General features: G+C 55.0%; 12 protein-coding genes. 3 read left to right on the plus strand and 9 right to left on the minus strand.

Annotated features, from left to right (window positions below; translation table 11 throughout):
- Positions 1 to 82: 82 nt before the first annotated feature.
- From ACN08Y_RS09105 to dinB, 5 genes are all read right to left on the minus strand, one after another.
- Complete coding sequence (locus ACN08Y_RS09105) at positions 83 to 739, minus strand: hypothetical protein (RefSeq protein WP_419112474.1); 657 nt, start codon at positions 737 to 739, stop codon at positions 83 to 85.
- Positions 736 to 1,731 (minus strand): 16S rRNA (cytosine(1402)-N(4))-methyltransferase RsmH, encoded by a 996-nt coding sequence (gene rsmH, locus ACN08Y_RS09110; RefSeq protein ID WP_419104240.1) that lies wholly within the window; start codon positions 1,729 to 1,731, stop codon positions 736 to 738. The genes ACN08Y_RS09105 and rsmH overlap by 4 nt, the downstream gene beginning before the upstream one ends.
- 48 nt (positions 1,732 to 1,779) lie before the next feature.
- On the minus strand, positions 1,780 to 2,214 hold the full coding sequence (gene mraZ, locus ACN08Y_RS09115; RefSeq protein ID WP_419100048.1) for a division/cell wall cluster transcriptional repressor MraZ: 435 nt from the start codon (positions 2,212 to 2,214) through the stop codon (positions 1,780 to 1,782).
- A 294-nt stretch (positions 2,215 to 2,508) separates the two neighbouring features.
- Positions 2,509 to 2,901, minus strand: a complete 393-nt coding sequence (locus ACN08Y_RS09120) for a DUF3040 domain-containing protein (RefSeq protein ID WP_419112475.1) — start codon at positions 2,899 to 2,901, stop codon at positions 2,509 to 2,511.
- A gap of 144 nt (positions 2,902 to 3,045) precedes the next feature.
- Positions 3,046 to 4,257 (minus strand): DNA polymerase IV, encoded by a 1,212-nt coding sequence (gene dinB / locus ACN08Y_RS09125; RefSeq protein ID WP_419110702.1) that lies wholly within the window; start codon positions 4,255 to 4,257, stop codon positions 3,046 to 3,048.
- A gap of 186 nt (positions 4,258 to 4,443) precedes the next feature.
- Between dinB and ACN08Y_RS09130 the strand changes: the two genes are divergently transcribed.
- The gene (locus ACN08Y_RS09130) at positions 4,444 to 5,556 is read left to right on the plus strand and encodes a polyprenyl synthetase family protein (protein WP_419112476.1); all 1,113 of its coding nucleotides are present in this window, start codon (positions 4,444 to 4,446) and stop codon (positions 5,554 to 5,556) included.
- Positions 5,557 to 5,621: 65 nt separating this feature from the next.
- On the opposite strand, the gene ACN08Y_RS09135 is transcribed toward ACN08Y_RS09130, so the two are convergent.
- On the minus strand, positions 5,622 to 5,963 hold the full coding sequence (locus tag ACN08Y_RS09135; protein ID WP_419100121.1) for an Rv2175c family DNA-binding protein: 342 nt from the start codon (positions 5,961 to 5,963) through the stop codon (positions 5,622 to 5,624).
- A 136-nt stretch (positions 5,964 to 6,099) separates the two neighbouring features.
- Here ACN08Y_RS09135 and ACN08Y_RS09140 point away from each other — a divergent pair, with 136 nt between their 5' ends.
- Positions 6,100 to 7,665, plus strand: a complete 1,566-nt coding sequence (locus ACN08Y_RS09140) for a serine/threonine protein kinase (protein WP_419112477.1) — start codon at positions 6,100 to 6,102, stop codon at positions 7,663 to 7,665.
- 108 nt (positions 7,666 to 7,773) lie between these two features.
- Here ACN08Y_RS09140 and ACN08Y_RS09145 read toward each other — a convergent pair whose 3' ends face one another.
- Positions 7,774 to 9,132: a class II 3-deoxy-7-phosphoheptulonate synthase gene (locus ACN08Y_RS09145; protein WP_419104235.1), complete on the minus strand. Its 1,359-nt coding sequence runs from the start codon at positions 9,130 to 9,132 to the stop codon at positions 7,774 to 7,776.
- Positions 9,133 to 9,297: 165 nt separating this feature from the next.
- Positions 9,298 to 10,044, minus strand: a complete 747-nt coding sequence (locus tag ACN08Y_RS09150) for a lysophospholipid acyltransferase family protein (protein WP_419112479.1) — start codon at positions 10,042 to 10,044, stop codon at positions 9,298 to 9,300.
- Between the two features lie 312 nt (positions 10,045 to 10,356).
- Here ACN08Y_RS09150 and ACN08Y_RS09155 point away from each other — a divergent pair, with 312 nt between their 5' ends.
- Positions 10,357 to 12,441: an AMP-dependent synthetase/ligase gene (locus ACN08Y_RS09155; protein ID WP_419100041.1), complete on the plus strand. Its 2,085-nt coding sequence runs from the start codon at positions 10,357 to 10,359 to the stop codon at positions 12,439 to 12,441.
- Between the two features lie 151 nt (positions 12,442 to 12,592).
- Here the strand turns inward: ACN08Y_RS09155 and ACN08Y_RS09160 are convergent, their stop codons facing one another.
- Positions 12,593 to 14,002 (minus strand): mycothione reductase, encoded by a 1,410-nt coding sequence (locus ACN08Y_RS09160; RefSeq protein WP_419112509.1) that lies wholly within the window; start codon positions 14,000 to 14,002, stop codon positions 12,593 to 12,595.
- Positions 14,003 to 14,046 lie beyond the last annotated feature (44 nt).

A 14,046-nucleotide genomic window follows, 5' to 3' on the forward strand; every position in this document is an offset into this window, starting at 1 on the left:
CTGTCTTCCTGGTTGTTGCGCTGATGCTGATGCGCTGAGGTGCCTGCCTTCTTAGGCAAGCACCTGAGCGTATAAGCCATGGTTACCGGTTGGCGGGTGCGCTGGAGGGAGCGGAAGGCTGAGGCGAAGCCTTGGATGATGCTCTAGCCGATGCTTTAGCTTTAGCCTTTGCCTTAGCTTCTTCTTGCTTCTTGCGTTCCTCCTTCTTGCGCTCTTCCTCGGCCTGGGCCTGAGCTTTCTCATAGGCTTGGGTATCGGACAGGGCCGGAGGGGCAATACGGTTTTTGCTTTCTGCCTGACCCTTCTCAGCAGCCATAGGAATACCGGTAATCTCTCCCGTATTTAGATTCAGCGTAGCTTGGCTTGAACCTGCTACCAAGCCAAGCTGGCTGGCGCGGATGGCCAGATCCTGGGGTGCCTGGTAGTACTCAATCTCCTGAACAAGCGCTTCATTTTCCTGGCTGAGAGCCTGCTCTTGCGAACGAAGCTCCACCAGCTTGTACTGACGAGATGCCATGACGATGCTAAGTACAAGTACAGTGAGCAAAGCAACCAGCATTGCACCCAGGGCAATGAAAACACGCCAGCGGTTTGACTGCGCTTTCAAAGACCGAGAACGAGACAGGGGACGACGTGCCGGGCTGGGAGTCCCAGCCTCAGCAGGGACCACAGTCAGGCGCGGTTTAGCATCCGCTGTACCAGAGTCAGCTGCAATAGGGAATCGGGGTTCCGCGCTCATGGTTTTACCTTAGTGGTCTTGATTTTTTCTGCTGCTCTTAGTTTTGCTGAGGCCGCCCGCGGGTTTTCTTGAATTTCTTGCTCTGTGGGAGGCTCAGCACCCCGAGTTATAATCTTAAGTTCGGGTTTGTGTTCCTCAAGCTCCACGGGGAAACCCTTGGGTGCACTCGATGTTGAACGTGCGGTGAAGCTCCGCTTAACAATTTTGTCTTCCAGGCTGTGATAGCTCATGGCAACACACCGACCACCCATATTCAAGGCATCAATTGCGGCGGGGATAGCTCGTTCGAGCGCATCAAGTTCATGGTTAACTTCAATACGGAGCGCCTGGAAGGAGCGCTTAGCGGGGTGACCGCCTTTACGTTGTGCGGCAAGAGGAACAGCCTGCTGAATAACCTTAACCAACTCACCCGTCGTTTCAAAAGGCCGTTCAGCGCGGGCCGCCACGATTCTCTGAGCGATGCGGGCAGCAAACTTTTCCTCGCCCCACTGGCGAATAATACGCCGCAGTTCAGTCTCTTCGTAAGTGTTCACTACGATTGCTGCGGTGAGTTCTTCCGTGCCGTCCATGCGCATGTCCAAAGGTGCGTCGTAGGAGTAGGCAAAACCGCGTTCACGTTCATCGAGTTGCATGGATGAAACACCCAGATCAAAGAGAACACCATCGACCTCGCTGACACCGGCTTCCTCCATAGCCCGGGGAATCTCATCGTAGACGGCGTGTACCGGGATAAAGCGCTTACCAAAACGAGCAAGGCGCTCACCTGCCAACCGGTGAGCCATGAGATCACGATCGATACCGATCAGGGTCAGCCCCTCAAATCGTTCCAGCATAGCCTCTGAATGCCCACCCATACCGAGTGTTCCATCAATAACCACAGCACCTGGGCGGGAGATTGCGGGCGCAAGAAGGTCCAGGCAACGGTCGAGCATGACCGGAACGTGCCTGTCTTTGGCAGCCTTGCCGGGTGAGATGTTCTCTACCTGAGTCAAGGTTTTAGCTCCTTGCAGTGGTGGTTGGTTGTCAGCTAGTGAAAGTCTTTAGAGCATGAGCCCCGGAAGAATGTCCTCGTCTGTTTCTGCAAAGCTTTCCTCTTGTTCCCGGAGGTAGGTTTCCCAAGCCTCCGTACTCCAGATTTCAGCCCTTGAACCTGCGCCGATGACCGTGAGCTCCTTTTCAAGCCCGGCGTAGTCCCGCAGATTCTGAGGAATAGTAATTCGTCCCTGTTTATCGGGGACCTCATCTGAGGCTCCCGATAGAAAAACTCTAATGTAGTCTCTTGCCTGCTTTGAAGACAGCGGGGCCGCACGCAACTGCTCATGAATACGTTCAAACTCAGAGACAGTAAAAACGTAGAGGCAACGCTCCTGACCGCGCGTTAGGACAAGCCCAGGCTCAAGCTGTTCGCGGAACTTAGCCGGCAAAATGAGCCTGCCTTTAGCGTCAAGACGGGGAGTGTGCGTCCCTAGAAACATCACACCACCACCTCTTGCTCTCGTTTTTCGTGTGCTTCCGAACCCAACGGGAAACTACACCAGTATTGTTCTACCCCTCCACTTTACTCCACAATGCCCCACTGCATATACCAAAACTAGAATTTTCAATAAGTTTTTGAGCGTTTTCACACTCAAGCCACCGCTGAGGTTTATGCAGGTTCGTGCATTAAACAGGAATTCCTTTTTGCCTCTTAATTCGTTTAAAAACAGCAAATCTCTTTAAGGCACAAAAAACCGCCCGGTAGCTACCGGGCGGTCCAAAGAACTGCCTGCCTAAAAGCGTGTACCGCCTTGGCGTTTATCCCATTTCTCCTCTAGTCCCCTCATAAAGGATGAGGACCCTTTAGAGGGCCTGGGGGCAGATGCTCCCTTTCCTGCCTTCGGGGAGGAGTTCCGGGGAGCGGTAGTTGCAAAATATAGGCCAGCACTAGCAAGGAGGAACCCGAGGACACCCACAATAATGAGCTTGCTGGCTACACCGGCGATGATCACACCCAAACCCAGGACAGCCCCCAGGGCACCTAGAACCAGGTGGCGAGGTGATGCAGTCAAAGCGGGAGCCACGACATCCTGCGGCCCAGTCATAGTAGATGCGAAAGCAGGATCGTCATTGAGCTGCTTCTCAAGCTGAGCAAGAAGTTCTTTCTCGCGTTCCGATAGCGCCATGGCATCTCCTAGAGCTTGTGGAAAGGACTGGAAAGTTACCGAGAACCGCGCTCAAACGCAGGCCAGGTACCGAACCATTTCAGTCTAACCATCTTACATTTTGTCAGGCTAAAGACCCAAGAAAAAGCCGCAAGGGTTTGAATTTTATTCCAGGGGCCCTTTTCTTTGGTCGGCCATCAGCAACCGTGCAGGTATCAAACCTCTAGCCCCGAACTTTGCCTGGATGAGGTCCATGGTAGATTCAGCGCCCTGCCAATGCTGGTGGCGGTCAAAGTCACCCACATCGAGGTCATCCTGAAGCAGGGCGAGTTGCACCCCTGCACTCTGAGCCTCCAGCTTGTCAGCGCGTACCCCCAGCAGACGGATCGGCCGGTGAGAATTCCCGCGAGAGTCGAGAATTCCATTCCGACTGAGATAGGCCTGAACCGCTTCGAAGATCTGCCGCCCTGAGCTTGTTGCCCCCAGAAGAGGGCAGGATCGGGTCAGCGTCTCAAAGTTGGAATAACGAATTTTGATGCTCAGGCTACGGGTTTGCTTACCCGAAGCACGCAGACGCCGCGCGACAGTCAGGCACAGGCCATAGAGCTCAGTAGCCAGGACTGTGGCTTCTTGTTGGTCCTCAAGAAATGTATGCTCGGCTCCTATGGATTTTTCAACCCGGTGGTTTTCTACCGCACGACGATCAATGCCCCTCGACATCTCAAACAGATGAGTCCCGGCAGACAGCCCAAAGCGACTTTGGAGCCACCCTAGCTCGTACCCCCGAAGTTGCTTGACTGTATGTATCCCCAGTCCCTCAAGATGGGCAGAGGTCTTGGCCCCAACACCCCAGAGCCGCCCCACCGGCATAGGGTCCAAAAAATCCTGTATTTTGTGGGGCGGAATGACCCAGAGGCCCTTGGGCTTAGAAGCAGAGGAGGCCATTTTGGCAATAAATTTCGTAGAAGAAATGCCCGCTGATGATGGGAGCCCCAGTTCATCAGCTATCTGTCGCCGCGCCTTCTGAGCAATCTGTACAGGGTTGCCCTGGGCGCGGATAGCCGAGGTGAGATCGACAAAAGCCTCGTCTACGCTGACCTGCTCCACCCGGTCTGTAATCCGGTGCAGAATAGCCATGACCTTACGGGAGTAGTCACGATAGTTAGAGGATGGCTCAACCACAACAGCATTAGGGCACAGTTGCAAGGCCCTAGCTAAAGGCATGGCTGAGCCCACACCATACTTTCGAGCCTCATAGGAAGCAGAAGTGACCACAGAACGCGGAGTGTTCCTGGCGACAATGATGCTGCGCCCCTTGAGTTCTGGCCGGAAAAGCAATTCCACGTTCACGAAGAAGGCATCCATGTCAAGGTGCATGATAACGGGCGCTGGCTTCCTCAGCTGATAGCGCTCCCGACTCTCCCACCCCACCTGGCACCGACCTTTACAGCAATTAGAATATATGTTCTAACAATCTAGGTTAGTCGAGATAACCAAACTTTGCCAGACCAATCATTCAATCCACTAGACTGGTTACACCTGCTCATACCACCCAAGGACGCCATGACCCCCCAGCAAGCATCCGATCCCGCCTCTCTGGAAACCTCCCGCTATCTTGAGGCCTTGGAGCTTGAAAGACAGCGTTTCTTTGCGCGGCAAAGAGAAATTATGCTGGCTGTTTCCAAGGAGACTCTCCCTTTGCTTGACTCCATAGAATCTCTTTCCTCCGGAGGCAAACGACTACGGGCGCTTCTTGCCTACTGGGGATATCGCGGTTCAGGCGGTGCCGGTCTGACTCCATCTATCGTTAAAGCCGGGCTTGCTATTGAGCTCTTCCAGACTGCTGCGCTGATTCACGATGACATTATTGACGCTTCCGATACCCGCCGTGGTGCCCCCAGCCTACACCGCCGCTTTGAAGCCATGCACACTGACCTTAGCTACAAAACCAGCGCCGAAACTTTCGGCGTTTCTAGTGCAATCCTGGCGGGTGATCTGTGCCTTTCGTGGTCAGAGATGGTGTTCTCTTCTATTCCTGAGCTGACAGCACAGAGCGAAGCCCGTTTTATTTTTGACCTGATGAGAACCGAGGTTATGGCCGGGCAGTACCTCGATATTGTGGGGGAAGTTGTCCCAGAAGAAGAACCCGAGCTGGCCCTTGAACGCGCTCTCAACGTAATTCGTTTTAAGTCAGCAAAGTACTCCTGTGAACACCCTCTGGCCTTAGGCGGTGCTCTTGGGCAGGACCTGAAACATGGGGAGCCGTCCTCCCTGCTCCATGGGTACCGGACTTTTGCCCTCCCCCTGGGAGAAGGTTTCCAGCTCAGGGACGATGTGCTAGGTGTCTTTGGGGAGCCTGAGACAACCGGGAAACCTGCCGGAGATGATCTCCGAGAAGGCAAGCGGACCGTGCTTACGGCGTTTACCGCCATGAAAGTTTCAGCCCAAGAACGAGCTTTCCTGGAGGAATCCTTGGGTTCCCCCCAGCTGGATCCCGCAACTATCACGGCCCTCCAGGACCTCATGCGAAATAGCGGCGCGCTAGAGGCCACCGAGGCAATGATTAGCGAAAAGAGCGAGCAGGCACTGACCCAGCTGGCAGAGCTGAGCATCGATACAGATGTGATGCAGGCCCTCCGAGAAATTGCAGCTAAGGCTCTGAACCGTAGCTCATAAAAAGACCGGGGTGCCAGTAGCTGTATTCAGCACACCAGCACCCCGGTCCAGAGCATCCATCTGATTTACCAGGCCAGAGCGGATGCCCTTCGGCGGATCTCAGTCTTTCGGCCTTCAAGGAGAGCATCGATAGGTCGACCGGGCAAGGAGTCATCCTCGGTGTAGAGCCACACGATAGCTTCTTCGGCGGTAAACCCTGCGTCCTTAAGAACAATAAGGGTACCCTTCAAAGATTCCAGGACACGGTCCTGACGGATAAAGAGCGCGGGAACTTTCCTAACCCCGCTCTCGGGGTCACGAACGGCAAGCAGAGTGCCATCGGAAAGTAGGTTATGAACGCGGGTTACTTTGAGGTCAAGGGCTTCGGCAATATCCGGAATCGTTAGCCAGTTACCTACCAGGCTCATTACTTGGGGTGTAGTTTTATCATCAGTCACCTAACCATTGTGCCCTAGAACCGGGGTAAGCGGTAGCATGACGTGTTCTTACCCTCATCACTTCTTGCACTACCGCCCGCTAGCTGGCGCACGTAAGATGGTAAAGATGTCTGAACAGAACGCTGCTGCCCCCTGGCTGACCGGGGTAATTTTTGACGGTCATTTCGAGGTCGGCCACCTGATAGCCCGCGGAGGCATGGCAGAGGTCTACCACGCGGTTGATTTGTGGTCCAATAACCCCGTTGCGGTCAAGGTGCTTTTACCGCACCTTTCTGCGGATCCAACTCAGCAACAGAAGTTTTTCCGGGAGGGTGCGGCGCTCAGCAAAATCAAGCACCCTAATGTGGTAGGGGTTATAGCCTCAGGCACTGAGAAGGTCCATGGACAGCAGGTGATGTTCCTGGTTCTGGAATACGTCCACGGGTGCACCCTTTCTCAGCTACTGAAGGTAAGGCCTGTGCTCTCGGTCGGGGAGCTTCTCTCCATTATGATTCCTGCCGTCGAGGGACTGTCAGAAGTCCACGCTCACCGGCTCATTCACCGCGACATCAAACCCGCCAATATTTTGCTTGAAGATGAGCACCAGACCATCAAGCTTTCCGATTTTGGCCTGACCCGCCGCGCTGACCAGAATGCGACCGGCCAGCTCATGGGCACGCCCTCCTTTGTGGCCCCGGAGATTCTCGATGTTCGTGCTTCTGTCGGGCCCGCCAGCGACATTTTCTCAGCCGGTGTCATGATGTACCGTATGCTCACCGGCCGTATGCCGTTCGCGGTAACAGAAAATGACCAGCAGGTGCTCTACCATAACACCAACACCGATATCCCCTCCGTCACTCAACTGGCCCCCGGAATTTCCTCGGATATTGCGGGTGTAGTCAGCTGGTCTACGCGTCGCAACCCTGCAGATCGGCCCCAAGATGCCACCGAGCTCTACCGCGCTCTTCAAGACTGTCTGAGCCGTTCCACCGCTGATGAGAGGGCTTTCCGTGCACCTCTAGTAACCGATCTGCCTCTCACAAGGATGTGGGAGGACGTTACCGAAATCGCTGACCGATCCGGCATGACCCGTGTGTATCGGAACACCCCTATCTCTGCTTTTGGACAGGCCGATGACCTCATTGATGTAGAAGCTGATACGTCAGCGCCACTGACTGCGCACGAGAAAGCGGTGCGTTCAGCCGCTTCAGCGCCGGTTCAGGTCTATGCCCCCACCCAGATAGCCGGTGTGGGCCCCATGACCAAGCCTCAGGCGACACAAAAGGCGAGCGCGTCAGCTACCCCAGAGTCTGACAGATCAGGACATGAAACTCTCTACTGGGACGTGGCTCAGGACCCCAACACCACCGTGGCCTTTTCTGGACTAAGCCCTGCCACGGAAGCGGCAAATGCACCGGCCTCTGCGCCATCGGCAACCAGCATCTCCGCCAGTTATACCCCACGTCGGGCAGGGCAAACCCAGCAAGCAGGTGATGCTTTCATTCCCGCACGTTCTGCTCACCAGAGTCCAGGCATCGTCACAGCTAAGAGCCAGGCAGAACGCCGCTCCCCTGCTGAACCCTGGCGAGCAGCACCTCAGCCGGTAGCCCTGCTAGCTTTCTCGGCCTTCTTACTCCTTGGTCTGGTTGGTGCCGGATTCATCGGTTGGTGGCTAGCTACCCTACTGTTTTAGCTCTCTGCTTCGACCAAAACTAAAAGCCATCTGCCCTATCTGGTGCCAGATAGGGCAGATGGCTTTTCAGTAAGTAACTAGAAAGCTAACGGATTGAGACTGTCCCTTTTAGCGGCGGGCCAGGTACTCAGCAACCTGGAAAGCGATTTCCAGCGACTGCTGGTGGTTCAAGCGGGGATCACATAGAGTCTCGTAGCGGTCAGCAAAGGCCGCTTCCTCAATCGGATCAGAGCCGCCCAGGCACTCAGCGACATCGTCGCCGGTCATTTCAACATGGATTCCACCGGGGAAGGTGCCCAGGGCTTCGTGGACCTCAAAGAAACCCTGAACTTCATCGGCCACATCATCGAAGCGGCGAGTCTTGTAGCCCGAGGGAACAGAGATGGTGTTGCCGTGCATGGGGTCGGTAACCCAAACGACCTTGGCACCTGTTTTCTGCACCCCTTCGACAATCGCCGGTAGCTTCTTACGAATAGTAGCGGCGCCCATGCGGATAATGAAGGTCAGACGGCCAGGATCGCGTTCCGGGTCAAGCTTGTCAATCAGGGCAAGCGCATCGTCAGCGGTGGTAGTGGGGCCGAGCTTCACACCGATGGGGTTGCGGACCTTGGATAGGAAGTTGACGTGGGCATCGTCCAGGCCGCGGGTTCGCTCACCGATCCAGAGGAAGTGGGCTGAAGTATCGTAGGGGAGGTTGGTCCGTGAATCAATGCGGGTGAGTGCACGCTCAAAGTCAAGGAGCAGAGCTTCATGTCCAGTGTAAACATCGGTGGTTTTGAGCGGTCCAAAGTCAGTGCCGCAGGCCTCCATGAATTTGACGGCTCGGTCAATTTCGGCCGCGATAGACTCGTAGCGAGAGTGAGCGGGGTTAGAGGTGAATCCCTTATTCCAGGAGTTCACCAGTCGTAAATCGGCAAAGCCACCCTGGGTGAAAGCACGAATCAGATTCAAGGTGGATGCGCTGGTGTGGTAGCCGCGAAGCATACGGCGAGGGTCGTGGACTCGGGATTCTTCGGTGAAGTCAAAGCCATTGACCATCTCGCCGCGGAAGGAAGGCAGTGTCACCCCGTTGCGGGTTTCGTCGTTGGAGGACCGGGGTTTTGAGAACTGCCCGGCCATACGCCCCATCTTTACAACGGGCATAGACGCACCGTAGGTCAGGACTACCGCCATCTGAAGCAGGGTACGAATACGGCCCGATATCTTATCTGCGGTTGCACCGGCAAAGGTTTCGGCGCAGTCACCGCCTTGCAGGAGGAAAGCTTCACCGTTTGCCACCCGCGCTAAATCAGCACGCATCTGATCAACTTCACCGGCGAATACAAGCGGAGGTACGGTGCTCAGCTCACGCATGACTTGGGCAAAATCTGGGTGATTAACCCACTGAGGGTGCTGGTCAATCTTGAGGGAACGCCACTCGTCGAGTTCAGATAAATTCTTGGTGCTGGGGCTGATATCGGAGGTCATGACGCGATAAATCCTTAGTATAGTGGTCGTTCTCTGCCTCGTGGGGAAAGGCTTTCTTGATAAAGTATGGTCTTGGTTGGGGTGCCCTACAATGCGGAGTCCATCATATGACACCCCTAACCGGTCTAGGCCTCCATGATGAGCCGGGGCACATACCCTCCTCGCTTAGGGGGTGTAATCAGGGTGCAACCTGCGCAGTGCTTCATCTGCGCTGATGTTCTCAGAGGCCATAAGCTTCTTAATATCGCCAGCATAGGCTGGGATAATCTTTCTGCCGGTGAGTTCACTAATTTTCTGCATAACTAAATCAGCAAGTTCCCGTTGAGCGGCCCACTGGTCTTCCCGGTGAGCGTAGGGGGTCGTATCAATCGGCTCACCAATAACGGTTCGCACGCGGATGGCTTTCCCCTGGTGGCGCACATGCAACCTATTAGATCCCGGCCTCTGAACATACTCATTGCCCAGTTGCGCAACCGGGATAATAGGAACTCCAGCTTCAAGTGCTAGGCGGGCAACACCAATTTTTGCCCGGTAGAGGCGGGCATCGGGGCTGCGGGTACCCTCTGGGTAAATGCCCACCAGTTTCCCCTCTCGCAAGGCTGATACTGCCGCAGCAAGAGACTGGGCTGATTTAGCTCCACCAGAACGATCGATGGGAAGCTGCCCCACCGAGGTAAAAAACCATTTCATCAACCTACCTTTGAGGCCTGGGGTAGTGAAATAGTCTGATTTGGCCAGGAAAAAGACCTGACGAGGTACGGCAAGTGGCAAGAAAAGAGAATCCACAAAGGACACATGGTTACTTGCCAATATGGCACCTTGGTCACCAGGGATGTGTTCAGCACCCACCACATCGTGATGGTATACCCGTTGCAGGAGGGGTTTGAGCACGAAACGAAGCTGCATATACATGCGAAGTCACTCCTTGGGGCAGTACGCTGTTTTCCTAACAAACATTGTAAGCACGGGCCCTACTCTGCTAAAAAGAGAAGCGCACTCTTCCGGACTGCTTTTGTCTGTTTTTCAGGCTAAATATAACCGCTAGTTTAAGTAAGCTCATCGTGTAGATCAGTAGATTAAGAAAACAGCTCTCTAAGAGCGCTAATCGTGCAGTCCGATTAATTTTGCCCTGTAAAATTGCTCAGGATAAGATGCCCATGCGTGGTGCCGAAGCCACAGCCCGTTCCATCCCCAACGGTGGGGTGAGATTGCAAAGGTAGCAAGGTGAAAGAAATACACTCCCCGCAACTTGTCAGCGTTGACCCATCTATCAACGTGACTGAAATGGTGGAACGTCGCGCGCAGGACAGCAGGGACCCTGTTGTCTACCGAGTACAAAAGTCGCCAGGCAACTGGGTGAACGTAACCGCCAAAGAGTTCCGTCGTCAGGTCATTGACCTCGCCAAGGGGCTCATTGCATCGGGCATCGAAGCCGGAGACGTCATTGGCATTATGAGTCGTACCCGCTACGAGTGGACCCTGATTGACTTTGCGATTTGGTATTCAGGCGGCATCTCTGTACCTGTCTACGAGACATCTTCCCCCGCCCAGGCAGCATGGGCGCTTTCCCACTCGAAGGCTAAGGCCGTATTCGTTGAAAACACTAAGCTGGCCGGTGTTATTGAGAAGGCCCGTGACCTCACCGAGGAGGAGCTCTCTCTTGAGCGCCTCAAGGATGTGTGGGTCATTGAGGACGCAGCTATTTCCACACTGGTTCAGGCAGGTTCCGGGGTAACCGATGAAGCTGTCTTAGAGCGGCGTGCCCTAGCAAACCTCGATTCGCTTGCTACCATCGTCTACACTTCGGGAACTACTGGCCGCCCCAAGGCCTGCCCCATTACCCACGGTAACTTTGTACGGCTCTGCGTTAATTCCAAGCTCACCATTCCTGAGATCGCCAACGAAACAAACTCAACGCTCCTCTTTTTGCCACTAGCGCATGTGCTGGGTCGTATCATCGAAATCCTTGCTTTTGAGGCCGGGCTGACCGTGGGGCATGCCCCCGATATCAAAAATCTCTCCACAGATCTAAGCTCCTTCCGGCCAACTATGCTCCTGGTTGTCCCCCGAGTCTTTGAAAAAGTCTATGAGGGCGCAATTAAGAAATCAGAGAAGGGCGGCAAGATCAACGCTAAGCTCTTCCACCGTTCCGTTGAGGTTGCCATTAGGTGGTCAGAGGCTCAAATTGCGGGGAAGATGACCCACAAGCTAGCACTCCAGCACAAGTTTTACGACAAGCTGGTGTACTCAAAGCTCCGTGAGGCAATGGGGGGAAAGGTTCGTTTCGCTGTTTCTGGTGGAGGCCGCCTTGCCCCGCACTACGGCCACTTCTACCATGCTGTAGGTATCCAGGTTGTTGAAGGCTACGGTCTGACGGAGACTACTGCACCGCTGGCGGTGGGCCGTATTCGCGGATTCGATATCGGCAACGTCGGTACTCTAATTCCGGGCGGTTCAGCCCGAATCGCAGAAGATGGTGAACTTGAATACCGCGGTGTCGGTCTGATTTCTGGTTACTTGGATAACCCCGAAGAGAACGCAGCAGCCTTTACCGAGGACGGTTGGTTCCGGACCGGTGACCTGGCCCATATTGATGAGGACGGTAAAATCTATATCACCGGCCGTAAAAAGGAAATCATTGTGACCGCTGGCGGTAAAAACGTCATGCCGGTACCCGCCGAGGACCGCCTGCGTCAGGCCCCTATGGTTTCTCAGGCCATGCTGGTAGGCGATGAGAAGCCCTTTATCGCAGCACTTATCACCCTTGATCCCGACGTCCTTCCCGATGAGCTGGAACGTATCGGCCTTCCGCCCACCCTTACTCCCAAGGAGGCCGCCAACCACCCGAGCGTCCGAGCAGCCATCCAGAAATTTGTGGACGACGCGAATGCCCTGGTGTCCAAGGCTGAGTCGATCCGCGAGTTCCGTATCGTTGACAAGGACTTCACCGAAGCTGAGGGACATCTGACCCCCTCCATGAAGGTAAGGCGCAAGCAGGTTCTTGCCGATTTCAACTCCTATATTGAAGATATCTACAACCGTACCAAGACTTCAGTGACCGAAACGGCGGCGCAGACTGCCGAACGTGTTCAGGAGATTAGGGCAGAGCAGACTGAGAAGTGGGAAGAGTTCAAGTCAGTGCAGGGCCAGAAGTTCCAGGACTTTACCGGTCACCAGGCTGGGCGGTTCCAGGAGCTGGCCGAAAAAATTCAGCAGGCATCTCCCCTCTCAGCTTCAAAGAATACAGCAGATCAAGGCCGTGAAGGATCTGCTGAGGGCGGTGCTAGTTCGGATTCGACCAAGCCCTAGCTTCTGAGGGTAGGTCAATCCAATAGAGTCAAGCCCCGAACCCTTATGAGGGTTCGGGGCTTGACTCTCGTTAGTTCTGAGCCGAAGGCAGAGAGAGCAACTAGAAAACTCTAGCCTCCGGTGCACGGTACCTCTATCTCAGAGTGACTTGCTAGGAGTCCAGCTCCAGGCCCAGAAGCGCGTTCTCTACAACTTCAGTCAGGGCCGGGTGGATCCAGTACTGGCCACGAGCCATATCCCGAGCAGAAAGGCCAAAGCTCATAGCCTGGATGAGGGGTTGAATCAGGGTTGGTGATTCTTCACCAATCAGGTGTGCTCCCAGTAATTGACCGGTATCCTTGCGGGCAATCAGTTTGCAGAGCCCCTCAGAGTCCTCCATGGCCCAACCGTAGGCAACGTCGCCGAACTTTTGCTCTTTGACGGTTATCTCAAAGCCCTCGCGGTCAGCCTCTTGCTGGGCTTCTTCCTCGGTCAGGCCCACCGAAGCAATCGGAGGGTAGGTGAAAACAGCGGAAGGGACAAAGCGGTGGTCTGTGGCTTTGAGGTGCTCAGGGTTGAGCAGATTCCACTGCACAGTGCGCATCTCAGCGTTGGCAACGTGCTTGAGCTGGAAAGGTGACGACACATCACCCAGCGCCCATAGGCCCTTGACCGGAAGGCCACCTGAGAGAACACGCTGGTACTCATCGACCTGCAGCAGGCCTCGCTCATCAACGTCAAAGAAAGTGGCGGCCGAGATTGTATCCGAGTTCGGGGTGCGCCCTGTGGCTACCAGTACGGTATCGGCTTCAACCGTGACATCCTGCCCATGGACCTCAAAGTGAACCGTCACTTTTCCACCCTGACTTGGTTCTATAGAGCGCAGGGCGTGGTTAAGGCGAAGGTCCCACTGATGCTGAGCGGCAGTGGTGAAAGTCTCTGCGATACTGCGGTCATGGCTCCTGAGCAGACGGTCGGAACGAACAGCCTGGGTTACACGAGCCCCAAGCCCGTTAAAGACATGCGCGAACTCAGCGGCGATAAAGCCACCGCCCACCACCACGATGTGTTGGGGTAGGTCCTCCAAGCGCATGATGGTGTCGGATGTGTGCACCTGGGGCAGGTCGATACCGGGAACCTGAGGCAGTGAAACGCGGGAACCGGTCGCTACAACAATCTGAGGGGCGGTCAGCTCAATACCTGAATCGGTACGTAGAGTGTGGGTGTCAATGAACTGGACGAACTCTTGGTAGACATCCACATTGTCCAGGGACTTACGCCACTGCAAACCGCCCTGGCTGATAGCATCGATACGCCCAAAAATGCGGTCACGGATATCGCGCCAGGCAGTACTGCGGTGTTCTAGCTCAACCCCCAGCCGAGCGGCCTCCTTGCTCCGGGTAACAACCGAGGCAGGGTAAACGTACATCTTGGTAGGGATACACCCCACGTTCAGGCAGGTTCCGCCGAACCGTCCGCCGTCAATAATGGCAATTTTCTTGCCTTCCATTGCTGCGTTCGGTAGAGAGTTACCGGAACCTGATCCGATGATAATGATGTCGTATTCGCGTACTGCGCTCAACACGGTACCTTTCGCTGTAGCTTTTGTGGGCACTGATTCGGTGT

The organism is Rothia sp. P5764 (genome assembly GCF_048512965.1).
Taxonomy (GTDB): Bacteria; Actinomycetota; Actinomycetes; order Actinomycetales; family Micrococcaceae; genus Rothia.

Excerpts from the sequence above, each read along its gene's own strand:
- ACN08Y_RS09105 (WP_419112474.1), bottom strand. The coding sequence starts at position 739 with ATGAGCGCGGAACCCCGATTCCCTATTGCAGCTGACTCTGGTACAGCG.
- mraZ (WP_419100048.1), bottom strand. The coding sequence starts at position 2,214 with ATGTTTCTAGGGACGCACACTCCCCGTCTTGACGCTAAAGGCAGGCTC.
- ACN08Y_RS09120 (WP_419112475.1), bottom strand. The coding sequence starts at position 2,901 with ATGGCGCTATCGGAACGCGAGAAAGAACTTCTTGCTCAGCTTGAGAAG.
- dinB (WP_419110702.1), bottom strand. The coding sequence starts at position 4,257 with ATGCACCTTGACATGGATGCCTTCTTCGTGAACGTGGAATTGCTTTTC.
- ACN08Y_RS09130 (WP_419112476.1), top strand. The coding sequence starts at position 4,444 with ATGACCCCCCAGCAAGCATCCGATCCCGCCTCTCTGGAAACCTCCCGC.
- ACN08Y_RS09135 (WP_419100121.1), bottom strand. The coding sequence starts at position 5,963 with ATGAGCCTGGTAGGTAACTGGCTAACGATTCCGGATATTGCCGAAGCC.
- ACN08Y_RS09140 (WP_419112477.1), top strand. The coding sequence starts at position 6,100 with ATGTCTGAACAGAACGCTGCTGCCCCCTGGCTGACCGGGGTAATTTTT.
- ACN08Y_RS09145 (WP_419104235.1), bottom strand. The coding sequence starts at position 9,132 with ATGACCTCCGATATCAGCCCCAGCACCAAGAATTTATCTGAACTCGAC.
- ACN08Y_RS09150 (WP_419112479.1), bottom strand. The coding sequence starts at position 10,044 with ATGTATATGCAGCTTCGTTTCGTGCTCAAACCCCTCCTGCAACGGGTA.